19 protein-coding genes and 1 other annotated feature (1 of these 20 only partly in view) are annotated in these 15,642 nt (G+C 50.5%); of the genes, 11 read left to right on the plus strand and 8 right to left on the minus strand.

Annotation, left to right across the window (positions count from 1 at the left end):
- Positions 1 to 34, plus strand: a binding site (T-box leader) (it extends 194 nt beyond the left edge of the window).
- Between the two features lie 55 nt (positions 35 to 89).
- Genes trpD through trpA form a run of 5 tightly spaced genes read left to right on the plus strand, consistent with a single transcriptional unit; the run spans position 90 to position 4,315 of the window.
- A complete protein-coding gene (gene trpD, locus KNO72_RS10215; RefSeq protein WP_047794781.1) occupies positions 90 to 1,079 on the plus strand; it encodes an anthranilate phosphoribosyltransferase in 990 nt (329 codons plus the stop codon).
- Positions 1,076 to 1,837, plus strand: a complete 762-nt coding sequence (gene trpC / locus KNO72_RS10220) for an indole-3-glycerol phosphate synthase TrpC (protein WP_214758079.1) — start codon at positions 1,076 to 1,078, stop codon at positions 1,835 to 1,837. Before trpD ends, trpC begins: the two co-directional genes overlap by 4 nt.
- Positions 1,813 to 2,367: a phosphoribosylanthranilate isomerase gene (locus tag KNO72_RS10225; RefSeq protein WP_078147756.1), complete on the plus strand. Its 555-nt coding sequence runs from the start codon at positions 1,813 to 1,815 to the stop codon at positions 2,365 to 2,367. The genes trpC and KNO72_RS10225 overlap by 25 nt, the downstream gene beginning before the upstream one ends.
- Complete coding sequence (trpB, locus tag KNO72_RS10230; protein WP_214758081.1) at positions 2,364 to 3,551, plus strand: tryptophan synthase subunit beta; 1,188 nt, start codon at positions 2,364 to 2,366, stop codon at positions 3,549 to 3,551. The genes KNO72_RS10225 and trpB overlap by 4 nt, the downstream gene beginning before the upstream one ends.
- Positions 3,548 to 4,315, plus strand: a complete 768-nt coding sequence (trpA, locus tag KNO72_RS10235) for a tryptophan synthase subunit alpha (protein WP_214758084.1) — start codon at positions 3,548 to 3,550, stop codon at positions 4,313 to 4,315. Before trpB ends, trpA begins: the two co-directional genes overlap by 4 nt.
- Before the next feature lie 41 nt (positions 4,316 to 4,356).
- On the opposite strand, the gene KNO72_RS10240 is transcribed toward trpA, so the two are convergent.
- Positions 4,357 to 5,847, minus strand: a complete 1,491-nt coding sequence (locus KNO72_RS10240) for a potassium/proton antiporter (RefSeq protein WP_078147753.1) — start codon at positions 5,845 to 5,847, stop codon at positions 4,357 to 4,359.
- Positions 5,848 to 6,000: 153 nt separating this feature from the next.
- Between KNO72_RS10240 and KNO72_RS10245 the strand changes: the two genes are divergently transcribed.
- The gene (locus KNO72_RS10245) at positions 6,001 to 6,939 is read left to right on the plus strand and encodes an ATP-grasp domain-containing protein (protein ID WP_214758086.1); all 939 of its coding nucleotides are present in this window, start codon (positions 6,001 to 6,003) and stop codon (positions 6,937 to 6,939) included.
- A gap of 3 nt (positions 6,940 to 6,942) precedes the next feature.
- Here KNO72_RS10245 and KNO72_RS10250 read toward each other — a convergent pair whose 3' ends face one another.
- Positions 6,943 to 7,089 carry a hypothetical protein gene (locus KNO72_RS10250; RefSeq protein WP_012727492.1) on the minus strand — a complete coding sequence of 49 codons (147 nt, stop codon included), beginning with the start codon at positions 7,087 to 7,089 and terminating at the stop codon, positions 6,943 to 6,945.
- A gap of 75 nt (positions 7,090 to 7,164) precedes the next feature.
- Positions 7,165 to 7,941 carry a hydrogen peroxide-dependent heme synthase gene (gene hemQ / locus KNO72_RS10255; protein WP_078147751.1) on the minus strand — a complete coding sequence of 259 codons (777 nt, stop codon included), beginning with the start codon at positions 7,939 to 7,941 and terminating at the stop codon, positions 7,165 to 7,167.
- Between the two features lie 338 nt (positions 7,942 to 8,279).
- On the opposite strand from hemQ, the gene pta reads away from it, so the two are divergent.
- The 4 genes from pta (at position 8,280) to KNO72_RS10275 (ending at position 10,567) form a co-directional block, all read left to right on the plus strand.
- Positions 8,280 to 9,269 carry a phosphate acetyltransferase gene (pta, locus tag KNO72_RS10260; RefSeq protein ID WP_012727490.1) on the plus strand — a complete coding sequence of 330 codons (990 nt, stop codon included), beginning with the start codon at positions 8,280 to 8,282 and terminating at the stop codon, positions 9,267 to 9,269.
- A gap of 76 nt (positions 9,270 to 9,345) precedes the next feature.
- The gene (locus tag KNO72_RS10265) at positions 9,346 to 10,065 is read left to right on the plus strand and encodes a DUF2711 family protein (protein ID WP_214758088.1); all 720 of its coding nucleotides are present in this window, start codon (positions 9,346 to 9,348) and stop codon (positions 10,063 to 10,065) included.
- A gap of 38 nt (positions 10,066 to 10,103) precedes the next feature.
- Positions 10,104 to 10,403, plus strand: a complete 300-nt coding sequence (locus tag KNO72_RS10270) for a rhodanese-like domain-containing protein (protein ID WP_041917952.1) — start codon at positions 10,104 to 10,106, stop codon at positions 10,401 to 10,403.
- Positions 10,403 to 10,567, plus strand: coding sequence for a hypothetical protein (locus KNO72_RS10275; RefSeq protein WP_168169878.1), 165 nt, complete (start codon positions 10,403 to 10,405; stop codon positions 10,565 to 10,567). Before KNO72_RS10270 ends, KNO72_RS10275 begins: the two co-directional genes overlap by 1 nt.
- Before the next feature lie 38 nt (positions 10,568 to 10,605).
- Here the strand turns inward: KNO72_RS10275 and folE2 are convergent, their stop codons facing one another.
- Complete coding sequence (gene folE2 / locus KNO72_RS10280) at positions 10,606 to 11,517, minus strand: GTP cyclohydrolase FolE2 (RefSeq protein ID WP_012727487.1); 912 nt, start codon at positions 11,515 to 11,517, stop codon at positions 10,606 to 10,608.
- A 253-nt stretch (positions 11,518 to 11,770) separates the two neighbouring features.
- Between folE2 and KNO72_RS10285 the strand changes: the two genes are divergently transcribed.
- Positions 11,771 to 12,601, plus strand: a complete 831-nt coding sequence (locus KNO72_RS10285) for a TerC family protein (protein WP_214687616.1) — start codon at positions 11,771 to 11,773, stop codon at positions 12,599 to 12,601.
- A 36-nt stretch (positions 12,602 to 12,637) separates the two neighbouring features.
- On the opposite strand, the gene KNO72_RS10290 is transcribed toward KNO72_RS10285, so the two are convergent.
- Genes KNO72_RS10290 through KNO72_RS10305 form a run of 4 tightly spaced genes read right to left on the minus strand, consistent with a single transcriptional unit; the run spans position 12,638 to position 15,600 of the window.
- A complete protein-coding gene (locus KNO72_RS10290; RefSeq protein WP_031422074.1) occupies positions 12,638 to 13,171 on the minus strand; it encodes a 1,2-dihydroxy-3-keto-5-methylthiopentene dioxygenase in 534 nt (177 codons plus the stop codon).
- A 13-nt stretch (positions 13,172 to 13,184) separates the two neighbouring features.
- The gene (locus KNO72_RS10295; RefSeq protein WP_214685326.1) at positions 13,185 to 13,802 is read right to left on the minus strand and encodes a methylthioribulose 1-phosphate dehydratase; all 618 of its coding nucleotides are present in this window, start codon (positions 13,800 to 13,802) and stop codon (positions 13,185 to 13,187) included.
- Positions 13,799 to 14,449, minus strand: a complete 651-nt coding sequence (locus KNO72_RS10300) for a 2-hydroxy-3-keto-5-methylthiopentenyl-1-phosphate phosphatase (protein ID WP_078147746.1) — start codon at positions 14,447 to 14,449, stop codon at positions 13,799 to 13,801. The genes KNO72_RS10295 and KNO72_RS10300 overlap by 4 nt, the downstream gene beginning before the upstream one ends.
- Positions 14,446 to 15,600: a 2,3-diketo-5-methylthiopentyl-1-phosphate enolase gene (locus KNO72_RS10305; protein WP_214758090.1), complete on the minus strand. Its 1,155-nt coding sequence runs from the start codon at positions 15,598 to 15,600 to the stop codon at positions 14,446 to 14,448. Before KNO72_RS10305 ends, KNO72_RS10300 begins: the two co-directional genes overlap by 4 nt.
- Positions 15,601 to 15,642: the final 42 nt, after the last annotated feature.

Here is a 15,642-nt window from a genome sequence, read left to right on the forward strand (position 1 = left end):
AGAGGTGGCACCGCGGTCTTGAACCGTCCTCCATACGACGACTGTCGTATGGAGTTTTTTTATACACATTTTTAGAGGGGGAACAGACGATGATTCAACAATTGGAGACAAACGCATTATCAACAGCAGATATGAAAGTGGCAGCCAGCGAAATGTTCCAAGCGGATGAAGCGCAAATCGAACGAGTGCTTTTGGCGATGAAAGAGCGCGGTGAGACAGCAGAAGAGATGGCAGGACTCGCGGCATACATTCGTGAAGCGGCACAGTTCCCCCAGAGTGATTTACCCGTACTCGATGTGTGTGGTACCGGCGGCGACGGGGCGCATACGTTCAACATCAGTTCGACCGTCGCCTTTGTCCTGGCTGGTCTTGGGATTCCGGTCGCCAAGCACGGGAATCGAAGCGTCTCGAGTCGATCCGGGAGCGCGGACGTCCTAGAGGCACTGAACGTTCCAATCGTGAAGACGGCAGCGGAAGTACATGCTGACTTGAAACGGACGAACTTGAGTTTCCTCTTCGCCCAGCATGTCCATCCGATTATGAAGCACGTCATGCCGGTCCGGAAACGACTCGCGACGGCGACCATCTTCAACCAAATCGGACCGTTAACGAATCCACTTCGCCCGAAACGACAACTTGTCGGTGTCTATCATCCATCATTGCTCGAGAAGATGGCGACCGCGATGCGTCATCTCGGCGTGGAGCGCGGCATGGTCGTCCATGGTGCAGGTGGACTCGATGAAGCGAGCCTCGCCGGTGTGAATGACGTATATTTCTTTGATGGGGAACAGACAGCGCGTTACGCGGTCGACCCACGAGATGTCGGCTTGATGCGGGCGCCGCTTGAAGCGCTACGTGGAGGCACACCAGAAGAGAACGCCGCGACACTTCTTGCCGTATTGAATGGAGAGTCGGGACCGGCACGCGACGTCGTCTTATTGAACGCGGCACTTGCCCTTTGCACGTATGGTACGACCGCAACGCTTCGTGCAGGAGTGAAAGAAGCAAAACGTAGTATCGATGAAGGGCACGCCTTACGGGTATTACAAAACTTACAACGTACGGAGGTCGAAGCATGAGTTATTTAACGAAAATCATCGGAACGAAAATAGAAGAGGTTAGCGGCATGCAGCCCATCGATGTCCCCGTGACGAAACCGATCTCTCTCTTACATGTGATGAGCGAGGGATTCCATATCATTTCAGAGATCAAACGGTCGTCCCCGTCGAAAGGAATGATTCGGGCGACGGTCGACGTCGCTAAACGAGCACGTCAATATGAAAAGGCTGGTGCGACGATGATCTCCGTTTTGACAGACACGACGTACTTTAACGGTTCTTTTGACGATTTGCGACAAGTTGCCGATGTCGTCACCATCCCGGTGCTCTGTAAAGATTTCATCATCGATGAACGACAACTCGACTATGCGAAGCATTACGGGGCGAGTGTGGCACTTTTGATCGTGGCGGCACTCCATCCGACACGTCTTCAGGAGTTGACGCGATATGCGCGCTCCATCGGTCTCGACGTCTTAGTGGAAGTACATGATGAGGCGGAGTTGCGCATCGCCCTCGAACTTGATGACGTGTTGATCGGCATCAATAACAGAGACTTAAAAACGTTCGAGGTATCCCTCGAAACATCGATTGATTTGATGAAACGCTATCCTGAGGTCACATTCGTCAGCGAGAGCGGGGTCAGTTCGGTCGAGGCGGCTGCGCGTTTACAAGAAGCTGGGGCAAGCGCCATTCTCGTCGGGGAAGCACTCATGCGTGAAGAGGACCCGACCCGATTACTCGAGGAGTTGAAAACATGTTCGTTAAAATCTGTGGACTAAAAACAAAGGAAGCTGTTGAGGCGGCGGTCGAGGCGGGAGCGGATGCAATCGGGTTTGTCTTCGCCCCGAGTTCCCGTCAAATCGACGTGGCGACTGCGAAGACACTGGCCGCACACATCCCGGAATCGGTTCGAATCGTTGGTGTGTTTTTAAGTCCTTCAATGGAAGAGATTGAGGAAACGTTGAATGTAGGACTGACGGATTTACAAATTCACCATCGGACGCAGTCAATGGAACAACTCCGTATCTTCGGATTGCCCATCATCGATGCGTCGACCGAGGAGACGGCAGATGTACGATTGATGGATCATCCGAATCCGGGAAGTGGACAGGTGTTAGACTGGGGCGCAATCGACCGGCCGCAGCGTCCGTTTTGGCTAGCGGGCGGGCTATCCCCGGAGAATGTGAGACAAGCGATTCAACTCATCCAACCAGACGGCGTCGACGTCTCGAGCGGTGTCGAGACGGACGGTGTGAAAGATATCGAAAAAATTCGTGCGTTCATTCAACGCGCCAAGGAGGAACTATGATGTATGCACAACCAGTAAACGGGAAGTTTGGACAATATGGTGGGAAGTTCATTCCAGAGACGCTCATGCAGGCGGTCGAAGAATTAGAGGTCGCTTATGAAGAGGCGAAGCAAGATCCTGAGTTTCAAGAACGATTCTCTTCCTTATTACGTGAATACGTGGGACGTGAGACGCCACTTTATTATGCGTCGAACCTAAGTCGTCGCCTCGGGACGAATGTCTATTTGAAACGTGAAGACTTGAACCATACCGGTGCCCATAAGATCAACAATACGATCGGGCAGGCGCTCCTGGCGAAACGGATGGGGAAACAGAAAGTCGTTGCGGAGACAGGCGCGGGACAACACGGTGTCGCGACGGCAACAGTATGCGCACTACTCGATTTAGAATGTACCATCTTCATGGGTGAGGTCGACGTCGAGCGACAAGCGTTGAACGTGTTTCGGATGGAACTTCTTGGGGCGAAAGTCGTCCCTGTCAAATCAGGAAGTCGCACCTTAAAGGATGCCGTCAATGAAGCGCTCCGTTACTGGGTCAAACATGTCGACGATACGCACTATGTGATGGGTTCTGTTCTCGGACCGCATCCATTTCCGCAGATGGTACGTGATTTCCAAAGCGTGATCGGGACAGAGACACGTCGTCAAATCCTCGAACAGACGGGACGCCTTCCGGATGCCGTCGTCGCTTGTGTCGGCGGAGGGAGCAACGCCATGGGGATGTTCTATCCGTTTTTAAACGATGAGTCGGTCGCGCTCTACGGTGTCGAAGCGGCAGGAAGTGGCATTGATACGGATAAACACGCAGCGACCCTCACAAAAGGGGAAGTCGGTGTCTTACACGGGTCGCTCATGTATGTTTTGCAAGACGCAGCGGGTCAAATCGAGGAAGCGCACTCCATTTCAGCTGGACTCGATTATCCAGGGGTAGGACCGGAGCACAGTTTCTTGAAAGATATTGAGCGGGTGCGCTATGCGGCCGTCACGGATGACGAGGCACTCGATGCGTGTCTCGCACTCAGCCGACAAGAAGGAATCATTCCTGCATTGGAGTCTTCACACGCCCTTGCTTATGCAGAGACGCTCGCGAAGACGATGGGAGAAGACGATACACTGGTGATTTGTTTATCAGGGCGCGGAGACAAAGACGTCCATACAATCCGAGAGAAGGTGGCGACACGATGAAACTAGAGACAGCGATTCGACAGCGAGAAGGAGCGGCGTTCGTTCCGTATATCATGGCCGGTGACGGCGGGATGGACCGGCTCATCCCGACCGTCGTGGAACTAGAACAGATGGGTGCGACGGCGATTGAACTCGGGATCCCCTTCTCTGATCCGGTAGCGGATGGACCGATTATTGAGGCGGCAGGAATGCGCGCGCTTGAAGCAGGTGTGACGCTTGAAATGGTATTGAACCATTTAATAGAAGGAAATGATCAATTTAACGTTCCAATCGTCTTGATGACCTACTTGAATCCAGTGTTTCGGTTCGGGGTCCAACCGTTCTTTGATCGGGCGAACGAATGTGGGGTGAGCGGGGTCATTATTCCTGACCTTCCGTTTGAGGAGAGTCTCCAGTTATTCGCAGATATTAATCGGCATGACGTCGCCGTCATTCCGCTCGTCACGTTGACGAGCAGTGAGGCGCGGACAACGTCCATCTTAGAAAAAGCAGAAGGATTCGTGTATGCGGTCACGCTCAAAGGAACGACCGGGAAAGCGGATGTATTCCCGGACGAGCTTCTCGCCTACTTAACTCGATTGACTGAGCAGTCACGTGTTCCCGTCTTAGCAGGATTCGGAGTCCATCGTCCGGAGCAAGTGCAGACGTTGGGACAAGCGTGTGACGGTGTCGTCGTCGGGAGTTTCATCGTCGAGGCACTTCATGAAGGACGGACAGAAGAGGTTGAGACGTTGATTCAATCAGCAAAACACTTACACGCATAAGAAAACCGGCGCTTCAAATGAGGCGCCGGTTATTCGTTTACTCATAATTCCACTCGGTCTAGCCCATCTTCACCAAATGTTTGGTCGAGTTGATCATGACGATACATCGAAGCGAGCACATATAAAAGGTCGCCTTCTTCGATGGATGTCTGTCCATTCGGTGGAATCAAGTATTCGTTTCGGACGATGGCGTTCACGACAGTGTTTGGTGGGAGTGTGATATCCGCTAGCGTCTTGCCAATCATCGAAGAACTCTCCGTGACAACATAAGGGACGAGCTTATGTTGAGACTGTTTACTCGAGACGAGGGCGATCGTATAGGGAGAACGGATTTTATCCGGTCCGAGTAACCCCAATTTTTCAGCGAGCGGTGTCAACGTCGTCCCTTGAATCAAAGCACTCGTCACGACGACGAAGAAGACGGCATTGAATAAGAGTTGACTGTCCTCAATACCGGCAATTAAAGGGAATGTAGCTAAGACGATTGGGACAGCTCCCTTTAGCCCGGCCCATGAGATAAATAGTTTCTCTTTTCTCGTAAATGACATGCCAAGTGTCGATAAATAGACGGCAATCGGACGTGCCAAGAACATAAGGACGAATGAGATGAGTAGTCCTTTCCAAATCAAATCCGGCTCGATGAGTTGACGAGGGAAGACGAGTAACCCAAGGATGACGAACATGATGATTTGCATGATCCACGCGAGCGCTTCTGAGAATTGGACGATTGTCACTTCATGCGCTGTATCCGCATTTCCGACAATCATGGCGGCGATATAGACGGCGAGTAATCCGCTTCCCAATAAGTAAGCTGTGACACCATAGGTAAGGAACGCCATGGAAATCATGAGGACGGCATGCAGTCCGCTCGAATCAAGTCTCAAGTGGTTCAACATGAGGCGAGACAGTTGTCCAAGGATGAAGCCGATTAATGCCCCGACAACGATTTGAAGGGCGAACATCCAAATTCCGTCCCAAATGGTCGTATCCGGCTTCATCATGAAGTCGAGGGCGAGAATCGTCAAAAACATCGCCATTGGGTCGTTCGTGCCGGACTCGGCTTCGAGAGTCGCACCGACTTTCGGTGAGATATTCTTTCCTTTAAATGCGGCAAAGACGGCCGCAGCGTCGGTCGAACCGATGATCGCACCGAACAAGAAAGATTCAATCCAATCGAAACCAAATACGAAACGAACGGCCACGGCGACCACGGTCGTGGTAATCAATACTCCAAGCGTCGCCAGCGAGGCAGAAGGGGCGAGGACGCTCCGGATTGATGACCATTTCGTTTGAAGACCCCCTTCAAACAAAATGACAATCAAGGCAGCGACTCCAATCAGCTGCGCTAAATTCGAGTCGTCAAAGAAGATGAGACCAGTAATGTCACTTCCCATGATCATGCCGATTCCCATAAATAAAATCAGGGCGGGCAAGCCGAATCGAGTCGAGATTCGTGTCGCCATGACACCGGCAACGAGAAGTAGACCGAAGAGTAAAATGAGTACATCAGTACTTATAACAGGTACGGGCAAACACAACACTTCCTTTCCAAAACAATACTCTTAAGTTCATTATACCATGAAATCGTCTGATATTTCAGAATTGAGGATTAGGCAAACCATACACATTGGAATTGTCGGTTATGAATATGGTAAAGTAAACACATCATAGAAGGAGGAATGATGATGTCTAAAATTCACGTCATTCATGAAAACGAAGAATGGACGAACCACCTTGTCCACCGTTTAAAAGAATTGAACTTGCCATATGAATTGTGGCACTTGGACCAAGGGACGATTGACCTCGAAGCAATGCCCCCGGAAGGTGTCTTTTATAATCGGATGAGTGCCTCCTCGCACACACGTGGGCATCGGTACGCACCAGAATTGACGGAAGGCGTCCTCGCTTGGTTAGAGGCAAATGACCGGACCGTGTTTAACGGCACACGTGCCATCCGCCTCGAAGTGAGCAAAGTCAATCAATACACGGCGCTTCGACGTGAAGGAATTCGCGTGCCGAAGACGATTGCGGCAGTCGGTAAGGCGCAAATCATCGAAGCGGCTGAGCAGTTAGGTTTGACACCGTTCATCACGAAACATAACCGTGCCGGAAAAGGACTCGGGGTCCAATTGTTCCATACGATCGAAGGACTCAAAGAATATGTATATGGTCCCTCGTTCGAGGACTCGGTTGACGGCATCACGCTCATTCAACAGTATATCGAAGCCCCAGAACCGTATATTACCCGCTGCGAATTCATCGGCGGAAAGTTCCTGTATGCGGTGCGCGTCGATACGTCGGAAGGATTCGAGCTCTGTCCGGCAGATGCCTGCTCGATTGAAGACCAGTTCTGTCCGGTCGGGGAGACGCCACCGGCGAAGTTCGAAATCGTCGAAGGATTCGATGACCCGATCATTCCAAAGCTCGAACAGTTCTTGAAAGCGAATGCGATCGATATTGCGGGGATTGAGATCATTCGAGACCGATACGGAAACGTCTACGCCTATGACGTCAATACGAACACGAACTACAATTCCGATGCTGAAGCGAAAGCGGGACGCTATGGAATGCTTGAATTGGCTACGTTCTTAGGCAACGCACTTCACGTCACTACGACAAAATAAGGGTCAGGCGCTCGCCTGACCCTTTTGCTGTGTATGTTTGAGTTGCTCTTCAAATCGATGTTGGACTAATTCTGCTGTCGGTGCCATTCGTTCGATGAACGAATCTAAACGTTCCGCAGTGTCACGATCGGTTTCTTTAAACACGCGCATCGTTGTTCACCTCGTTAATCAGGATAACTTGCTTACATCATCCTTAATTCCCGAGGTGTTATACGCGTAAACCTTTTACACGCTAAAGAATGTGCTCAAATTTTCTTTCGGTAAGATGTTCCCAACGTAGAAGTCGCCGAACTCACCGTATTTCGCACTCACTTCATCAAAACGCATCTCGTAAACGATTTTCTTGAACTGAAGTGAATCTTCAGCGAAGAGTGTGACGCCCCATTCCCATGCGTCGAATCCAGTCGACCCACCGATGAACTGCTGAATCTTACCAGCGTAGCTACGGCCGATCATGCTGTGGCGATACATGAGGTCTTTGCGCTCATCCATCGACAACATGTACCAGTTGTCGCCGTCGCGACGAGCCTTGCTCATCGGATAGAAACAGATGTGTGCGGCCTTTGGAAGTGTCGGATAGAGGCGTGAACGGATATGAGGGTTTTGATACGGGTCCCCGTCTCCAGATCCGCGATACATCCCGAGCTCGATGACCGACACGTATGAATACGACGGAATCATATAGTCGTATAGCGCTGTTTTGCGGAATGCGCGCTCGACGTCTTCAAGTTCGTTGAATGTTGGACGAAGCACCATCAAGACGAGGTCCGCCTTCTGGCCGAGAATCGAGTAGAAGGCGTGGCTTCCTTCACCTTTTGCTTCCACTTCTTCAAGTGAGGCGAGGAACGCAGTGAACTCCTCAATCATCTGTTCACGCTTTTCAGCATCGACGAGTTTCAAACGAGCCCAATCAATCGTGCGGAAATCATGAAGTGTATACCATCCGTCTAATGTGGCGGCGGCATGTTGTGTATCTGTTGTAGGTACTGGACGTTCTGACATAAAAAAATCTCCTTTCGGGACTTGGCTTCGCCGTCTATTTTACCATACACGCTTCACTGACTGGCAACTTTGAGGCACTGTGAGGGTTATCACGATTCATGACGGGTAAAGAACAGAGGACAGAAACATGAAAACGGCTACAAAAATGGCTGTATCAGTCGATTTGTCGAAACTGTTCTATTCATATAATGATTGATTCTAGGCGATTTATGGCGAAATGGGCAGAATAGTTTATTTTGAAAAGGGTACTGTGTATAATTGAAATCGCGTAAAGACACAAGTCAACGGCAAAACCATTAGCAGTCATGCTGTAAATTGAGAAAAGGGGTTCATTCGTTATGAAATTATTTGAAACGTTGAAGCAAAAAGTTAGCCCGGTTCGTCCAACCATCGTCTTCCCGGAAGGTATCGATGAGCGTGTTCTTGGAGCCGCTGTTCGATTGAAAGCAGACGGTATGGTAGAACCGATCGTCGTCGGTGCGAAAGCAGATCTCGAAGCGGTTGCGGCGAAACACGGTTTCGACATCTCAGGTTTGACACAATATGACCCAGCGACATACGAAGACATCGACGTTCTCGTCGAATCATTCGTCGAGCGTCGTAAAGGGAAAGCGACGGCTGAACAAGCACGCGAACTCCTTACATCAGACGTGAACTACTTCGGAACAATGCTCGTTCACACAGGCAAAGCAGAAGGTCTTGTCTCAGGCGCGATGCACGCGACGGCTGATACGGTACGTCCGGCACTACAAATCATCAAAATGCAACCAGGCATCAAAAAGACGTCAGGTGTGTTCATCATGGTACGTGACGACGAGCAATATGTCTTCTCGGACTGTGCGATCAACATTGCACCGGACGCGGCGGACTTAGCAGAGAACGCGTTCTTGTCGGCAGCGACAGCGAAGACGTTCGGCATCGACCCACAAGTTGCGCTCCTTAGCTTCTCGACGAAGGGTTCTGCGAAGTCACCTGAAACAGAGAAAGTTGTGGAAGCGACACGCCTTGCGAAAGAGAAATCACCGAACCTTCCAATCGACGGAGAACTTCAATTCGATGCGGCATTCGTTCCTAGCGTAGCGGCGAAGAAAGCACCGGGTTCTGACGTTGCTGGTAAGGCGAACGTATTCGTCTTCCCAAGTCTTGAAGCAGGGAACATTGGCTACAAGATGGTTCAACGTTTCGGTGGATTCGAAGCGATCGGTCCAATCCTTCAAGGTCTCAACAAACCAGTGAACGACTTATCACGTGGTTGTAACGAAGAGGACGTCTACAAATTGACGCTCATCACAGCAGCACAAGCAATCGACGAGCGCAACGAAGCGTAAGTCCGGAGCATCCTTCTTATAGAAGGGTGCTTTTTTTGATGGTCCGTTATAAACTATTCAAGAAAGGAGTGTTGAAATGGACGAACTAGATGAGAGCGTTTTGTTACCTGAAGGACATCGTTACGCCATGTTTGGTGGTGGGGATGACTACCCAATTAAGACGTATTATGAAGGGGTATTTGAAACGGTCTTCATCGCGTTTCATCCATTCCTTGCTCCAATAGATCACTCCGCCGCGGTTGATTGTTATGCCGATCTGGACAAAAACGAGGTCGAACAGCAATTTCGGGCCGTTACATGGGAAGAGATGAGGCGAAGACTAGGTTTTCGTGACGTGAGCCGTATCGATCATGCGCTCCGAACGATGATTAGGGCGCTAAAACCACATGCCGAAGATCGAGCAGGGGCGAATCGCATCATTGAATATTGCGAACGTGAGAATGTGCTCCCACCAGGTGAAGGGGAACTGTCGGATCTGCTAAAGAATCAAGTGTTGCGTGTACTTTTGGAGATGGGAGAAGGCTGGATCTGGACCGGAGACGAATTTTGTACGGAACGGCATCTCATCCATCTCAGTGAGACGCTAGCCGCTGATATGTGGGGCATGCAACATCGGACGTTTTTCGGTTATCAACACGAATGGCTCATCGTCCCACCCTGGGATAGCCATTTCACGTTGTTTTGTGGCAATCGCGCGTTGATCGAACAGGTCGTTAAACAATGCGAGCTCGAGGGATTTTATTGTGACGCTGAGACGACCATCAACTGGAGTTTGTCGGAGCATAAGCTGAGGTAAACTAAAAGAGGAATCCATGATTGAAAGGGGAACTATGTATGCAAAGCATCCATGCGACAGAATTAAGAGAAAAATTAGAGAACGGGGAGTCTCTCCATATCATCGATGTGCGCGAGCAAGATGAATATGAGGCAGGGCATATCCCGAACGTACCACTCTATCCATTATCGGAATTCCCACAAGTGACAGAAAAGTTGGCACAAGATAATGTCTATCACGTCATCTGTCGTTCAGGTGGACGGAGCCAGACGGCGTGTGATTACTTAGAATCGCAAGGTTATAAAGTCGTCAATGTCGACGGCGGAATGCTCGCTTGGGACGGCGACATCGAGGCGTGATGCTAGAGAATCCTTGGGTCGTCGTACCGCTTCTCCTTGCGCTCTACCTCACGGTCTATGCAGTGATGAAGCGATTTGACTGGGAGAAGTGGCGACTCGTCTGGGCAGTGTGGGTGATGCTCATCATCATCCTATTGACGATTGAACTCGTGACAAGTCTATAAAAAATGCGGAACCTTCTTTAACAGAGGTTCCGCATTTTTTATGCGTCTTGACGCTTATCGAATGTGATCGATGCAATCGCGTCGTGTTGGTGAATCGACTCTTCGTTACGGCATTCGACGAAGAAGTTCACGACTTGTTTCATCTCGTACAAGTCAGCCGCGATCAAGCGGACCATATCCTCGACGAAACGTGGGTTTTCGTATGCGATTTCAGTCGCACGTTTCTCATCCGGACGTTTGAGGACAGGGTGAAGTGGTGCTGAGGCGTTTGACTCCGCTGCATCGAGAAGGGCTGCACGCCAATCGAATCCGTCCATCGATGTCTCATCAAGACCGGCTTCGATCGTGATGTACCCACGTTGGTTATGGGCGCTGTACTCACTGATTTCTTTTGAACATGGGCAAAGCGTCGTGACGTTGATGACGAGACCGACTGTCACGTTTGCGACGCCCGTTTCGAGGTTATATGTCACACGGTGCATGACGTCCGCGTTCATCAAACCGCTAAGACCTGTCGCAGGTGCTTTACGCGTGAAGAACCATGGGTAACGGATTGTCAATTGGCCTTCTGTTTGTTCCATACGCTCGGCGAGCTCTTGCGCGAACTCGATTAACGAACGGTTTGATACCGTCCACCCTTGTTGATGGTACGCGTCGAGCTGCTCTGTCAAACGAGACATGTTGATCCCTTTACGGTCTTGTACGAGCGATGTCGTTAATTCAAATGTGGCGACCGTTGACTGGACTCCTTCTGGCGTCTCGACGTTCACGGGATGTTTCACGTTCGAGATCCCAACACTGTCGAGGGCGAACAAGAAGTTTTTCGGTGTATTTTGTAAATCGACCATTTGTTCTTTTTCGGTCGGCTTTGTTCCTTTAATCGGTGGGACCGACCCGAACAATTTATGTCGTTCTGCTTTAGTAGGTAAAGCGACATGGCTTGTAGACATAATCGGATTCTCCTTTTTTCGAGCGATTTAAAGCACCACTCGTTCTTGTTAGGATTTTATCACGAAATGATGGCTGAACGGGTATGATTTTGCTCTCATAACATGTTTTGAATATGCAATCGGAAAAAATCCTTCAGATATTGAAGAAAGAGGATTGATTTACTTTGTGAACGGGAATAAAATGGTCCTGTGAACTTAAAAAATAGATCACTCTTAAATATGAAGGAATTGAAAGAAAAAAGGAGATGTTTTTATGGATTGGCAGTTAATCCTGCAGTACGCCTGGATCGTCGTCGTGCTCGTCGGTTTAGAAGGCTTGTTATCTGCAGACAACGCGCTCGTCTTGGCCGTCATGGTTAAACACTTACCGCGTACAGAACAGAAAAAGGCATTATTTTATGGACTCCTCGGGGCGTTCGTCTTCCGATTTATCGCATTGTTCTTAATCTCGTTCTTAATCAACGTATGGCAAGTTCAAGCGATTGGTGCATTTTATCTGATTGGAATGAGTGGTCGACACTTGTATATGACGTATAAGGCACGAGGCCAAGAACCGAAGCAAGACTTGGCGGCTGAAGCGAAAGAAGAGACGGCTGTCACGGAGAAGCCGGTGTCGAAGAAAGAATTTTGGCTCACTGTCGCAAAAGTCGAATTTGCGGACATCGCCTTTGCGGTCGACTCAATCTTGGCAGCAGTCGCGCTCGCTGTGAGTGTCAAACCGCTTGGTCTCGGGGAAATCGGTGGGATTGACTCGGGTCAGTTCTTCGTCGTCTTGACAGGTGGACTCATCGGGGTCGTCTTGATGCGATTCGCAGCTCGGATTTTCGTCAAGTTGCTTCATCAGCGTCCGACACTTGAAACGGCCGCTTTCATCATCGTCGGTTGGGTCGGGGTCAAGTTGACGGTGCTCGTACTTGAACACCCTGGTTTCAAGGAATTGATTGCCGGAACACCATTCGAATTCATGGGACTCCCAGACGGGTTCGTCCACTCGACAGCTTGGACGATTTTCTTCTGGTCGGTCATGGTCGGGATTGCGACATGGGGCTGGTTCTCATCGAAACCGACAGCGGTCAAACAATAAAAAGTGGTCTCTCGTTTTTAAGCGAGAGACCTTTTCTTATGCAGTTACATTCTCTTTGTCGTAAATCGGCACCCACCCCTCAGTCGTCACGAAAATGCGAACGGCGACGACTTGACGGTCTTCTTGCAACGTGAAGTAATGACGTGTGTTGACCGGTACGGAGATGAGGTCACCCGGATTGAGCTCGATATTGAAGTATCCGCGCTCAGCATCATCGATTGCAAAAATGCCGTGACCACTGACGATGAAACGAACCTCGTCATCTGTATGGTGATGCTCTTTTTGGAAGTTGACGAGCAGTTCATCTAAATTCGGTGTCGAATCGGATAGTGAGATGACGTCAGCCGTCTTGTAGCCGCGTCGTGCCGACACATCTTGAATCTCGTCACGGAACGTCGCCAAGATAGTTTCTTTGTCCTCGTCTGTCAGTTGATAGTTTTCTTGAAGGGAAGCCGGTAATTTCGCGATATCCCATGCTTCGTAAAGGATGTCTCGTGATTCTAAAAAGTCACGTACCTCTTGTTGATCACTGACGCGTTCTTCGGTTTGTTGAAAATAAATTGTTGCCATGTTGAATTCCTCCTTATGAATGGACGCCTAGGGCGCGTAATTTTAATGAATAGCTGAACAAAAATTCATATGCCTCTAAATAACGTTTTGCCGCAGCGGGCGTTTCGCCCCAAACGGTGATCCCGTGGTTCCGGATGAGGACGGCACCGGCATCGCCTGTGACATGTAGCGCGAACGCACGGGCGAGCGTCGGGATATCCGCGTGATTTTCGATAATGGGAATCCGGACACTTGCCGTCTCTTCCCAATAACCGAGCGCCTTGATGATTTCTTGACCTGTGAACGTCACGTGACCTTTTGCTGCATACAGTTCCGAGATGACGTTATTGTCGACCGTATGCACGTGAAGTGAACAGGTTGCGTTCGTGTTGTTAAAAATTTCGACGTGTAGCAACGTTTCCGCGGACGGTTTGCCTGTCTGCTCTCCAATCAATTGACCGGTCGCATCAACGAGGACGAAATCTTCATCGGTGCGCTTTCGTTTATCACGACCGCTTGCCGTCACGAGGAACGTCAACGGGTCGTCCGATACGCGGATCGCCAGGTTCCCGCTCGTTCCGGGGAACCAGTCTCGTGCGGCGAGCTCGTCTTTAATGTCGGCAAGTTCTCCCCACCGTTCTTGCACAGTCATACGTTCACTCCTTTCATATGAGCTGAGATATCGTAGAATGTCTCGAACGGAACATGTCGAATTCCTTCCGCCTCACATAGCGAAATCAATTGCCCCCGTGCATACACGACGTCGGCACGTTTGGCGATTTCAAAATCAGTGACAGAGTCCCCGATGACAATCAACGTGTCGGTAGGTGAGACGATCTGTCGAGCAATCGTCGGCTTGCAGCATCCGCAGTCGTTCGAACAATGAACATCGCATGCATGAGGCCATGTGACGCGCGCTGTCTCTCCTGAAAAATCAACGTGATTGCAGAAGATGTGTTCCGGTGCGACGTAACCTTCTAAAATCGGATGGACGAAAAAGTCCATGCCCCCACTGACGACATCAAATCGAAAGCCGTGCGACTGGGTCTCTTGCAAAAACTCGACAAACCCCGCTCGAAGCGTGATGGTCGACTGAAGAAACTCACGATACTGCTCTTGCTGGTTACTTGGGAGCAAGCTGAACATCTGACCGACGCCTTCGCGAATGGAGAGCGTTTGGTTCAACACACCATCTTTGAGTTCGACCCATTCAGGTGGGGCGAACCGTCGCATCAACGCGATGATGTTATCTTCTTCCGTGATGGTCCCGTCGAAATCACAGATGACGTGCGTACTCATCGCGCACCCCACGCATCTAATGCAGTCGTTAAGGCATCAGTCTCGCTCGTCTTACCGATTGCCTGATCGATCGCTTGGCGGAACGCCCTCGCTCCGGCAGCCGCACCGTCTGGGTGTCCGTGAATCCCGCCGCCGGCATTGATGACGACATCCGTTCCGAAGTCACGAATCAAATCCGGGACGAGTCCTGGGTGAATCCCGGCAGAGGGGACCGCCAGAATCGGTTTCGTCCAATGGGATTCCGTCGCATACGTTTGAATCTGTTGTGTTTCGTCTTTCGGTGTCGACAGCGAACCGTATGGCGAAGGGAAGAGCGTCAAGTCCGCCCCGGCGAGTCGAATCAGTTTCCCGAAGAGTAGGGAATGATGAATCGATCCGGTCAACGCTCCTGCAAAAGCGGGATGTGCCAAAATCGGGACGTGAATCTCAGAATCTTTGGCGAGCTCTCGCAATGCGTCAAGCCCGTACGTATACACGTTGAACAACAATGCGGTCGCGCCTGCCTCAATCAATCGCTTCGCCTGGTCGCGTAAGGTGAAAACGGGACCGCTCAACGTCACTGCGTATAGAACGGAACGACCCGTCAATTCTTTATGTTCTTGAATGATCGATGCTCCAATCCGAGCCCGTTCGAGCGATGGGGTGAGCGGATTGTCATATAAAATCTCGTCGTCTTTCACGAGATCGATGCCACCTGCGAACTGGTCCCGGAGTTGTGTCGCCAAAAAATCAAGGTCCCGTCCGATGACGCCTTTGAAGATGCTCATGGCGAGCGGTCGGTCGTGTACTCGAAGGATGTCGCGGACCCCTTCGACTCCGAATGCGGCACCCGGAAAGTCCGGTTCGAGCTCCTCTGGAAGCGAGAGGTCGACGAGTTTGACGTTTGGGTCGAGCGACAGTTTTCCGAATGTCGTCGTCAGAATGGACGAAAAGTCCGGTGTCACGTTATGTAGCGGGTAGCGAATCGAGAAGCGACTTGTCGTTTCTTGTTGGGACGTGGCGATGACCTCACCTCGGAACGCTTGCAGTTGATATTGTTCGAGATGGTTCAACTCGGTCCATGTCCCGACGGTCAGCTCATGTGCGATTTTCTCAGCTACACGCTCGACGTGATCGGTATGTTTGATTTCATAAGTAGCGATGATTCCCATAAGTTCCTCCTTTCAGGTCAAACAAAAAATGACCTCATGCCA

The organism is Exiguobacterium sp. s123 (assembly GCF_018617075.1).
Lineage (GTDB): Bacteria > Bacillota > Bacilli > Exiguobacteriales > Exiguobacteriaceae > Exiguobacterium > Exiguobacterium profundum.

What these genes read in the sequence shown, in the direction of transcription:
- KNO72_RS10290 (WP_031422074.1), bottom strand. Translation starts at nt 13,171, where the DNA reads ATGGCAACAATTTATTTTCAACAAACCGAAGAACGCGTCAGTGATCAA.
- KNO72_RS10225 (WP_078147756.1), top strand. Translation starts at nt 1,813, where the DNA reads ATGTTCGTTAAAATCTGTGGACTAAAAACAAAGGAAGCTGTTGAGGCG.
- KNO72_RS10270 (WP_041917952.1), top strand. Translation starts at nt 10,104, where the DNA reads ATGCAAAGCATCCATGCGACAGAATTAAGAGAAAAATTAGAGAACGGG.
- trpA (WP_214758084.1), top strand. Translation starts at nt 3,548, where the DNA reads ATGAAACTAGAGACAGCGATTCGACAGCGAGAAGGAGCGGCGTTCGTT.
- trpD (WP_047794781.1), top strand. Translation starts at nt 90, where the DNA reads ATGATTCAACAATTGGAGACAAACGCATTATCAACAGCAGATATGAAA.
- KNO72_RS10285 (WP_214687616.1), top strand. Translation starts at nt 11,771, where the DNA reads ATGGATTGGCAGTTAATCCTGCAGTACGCCTGGATCGTCGTCGTGCTC.
- folE2 (WP_012727487.1), bottom strand. Translation starts at nt 11,517, where the DNA reads ATGTCTACAAGCCATGTCGCTTTACCTACTAAAGCAGAACGACATAAA.
- KNO72_RS10250 (WP_012727492.1), bottom strand. Translation starts at nt 7,089, where the DNA reads ATGCGCGTGTTTAAAGAAACCGATCGTGACACTGCGGAACGTTTAGAT.
- KNO72_RS10305 (WP_214758090.1), bottom strand. Translation starts at nt 15,600, where the DNA reads ATGGGAATCATCGCTACTTATGAAATCAAACATACCGATCACGTCGAG.
- trpB (WP_214758081.1), top strand. Translation starts at nt 2,364, where the DNA reads ATGATGTATGCACAACCAGTAAACGGGAAGTTTGGACAATATGGTGGG.
- KNO72_RS10275 (WP_168169878.1), top strand. Translation starts at nt 10,403, where the DNA reads ATGCTAGAGAATCCTTGGGTCGTCGTACCGCTTCTCCTTGCGCTCTAC.
- hemQ (WP_078147751.1), bottom strand. Translation starts at nt 7,941, where the DNA reads ATGTCAGAACGTCCAGTACCTACAACAGATACACAACATGCCGCCGCC.
- KNO72_RS10265 (WP_214758088.1), top strand. Translation starts at nt 9,346, where the DNA reads ATGGACGAACTAGATGAGAGCGTTTTGTTACCTGAAGGACATCGTTAC.
- KNO72_RS10245 (WP_214758086.1), top strand. Translation starts at nt 6,001, where the DNA reads ATGTCTAAAATTCACGTCATTCATGAAAACGAAGAATGGACGAACCAC.
- trpC (WP_214758079.1), top strand. Translation starts at nt 1,076, where the DNA reads ATGAGTTATTTAACGAAAATCATCGGAACGAAAATAGAAGAGGTTAGC.
- pta (WP_012727490.1), top strand. Translation starts at nt 8,280, where the DNA reads ATGAAATTATTTGAAACGTTGAAGCAAAAAGTTAGCCCGGTTCGTCCA.
- KNO72_RS10295 (WP_214685326.1), bottom strand. Translation starts at nt 13,802, where the DNA reads ATGACTGTGCAAGAACGGTGGGGAGAACTTGCCGACATTAAAGACGAG.
- KNO72_RS10300 (WP_078147746.1), bottom strand. Translation starts at nt 14,449, where the DNA reads ATGAGTACGCACGTCATCTGTGATTTCGACGGGACCATCACGGAAGAA.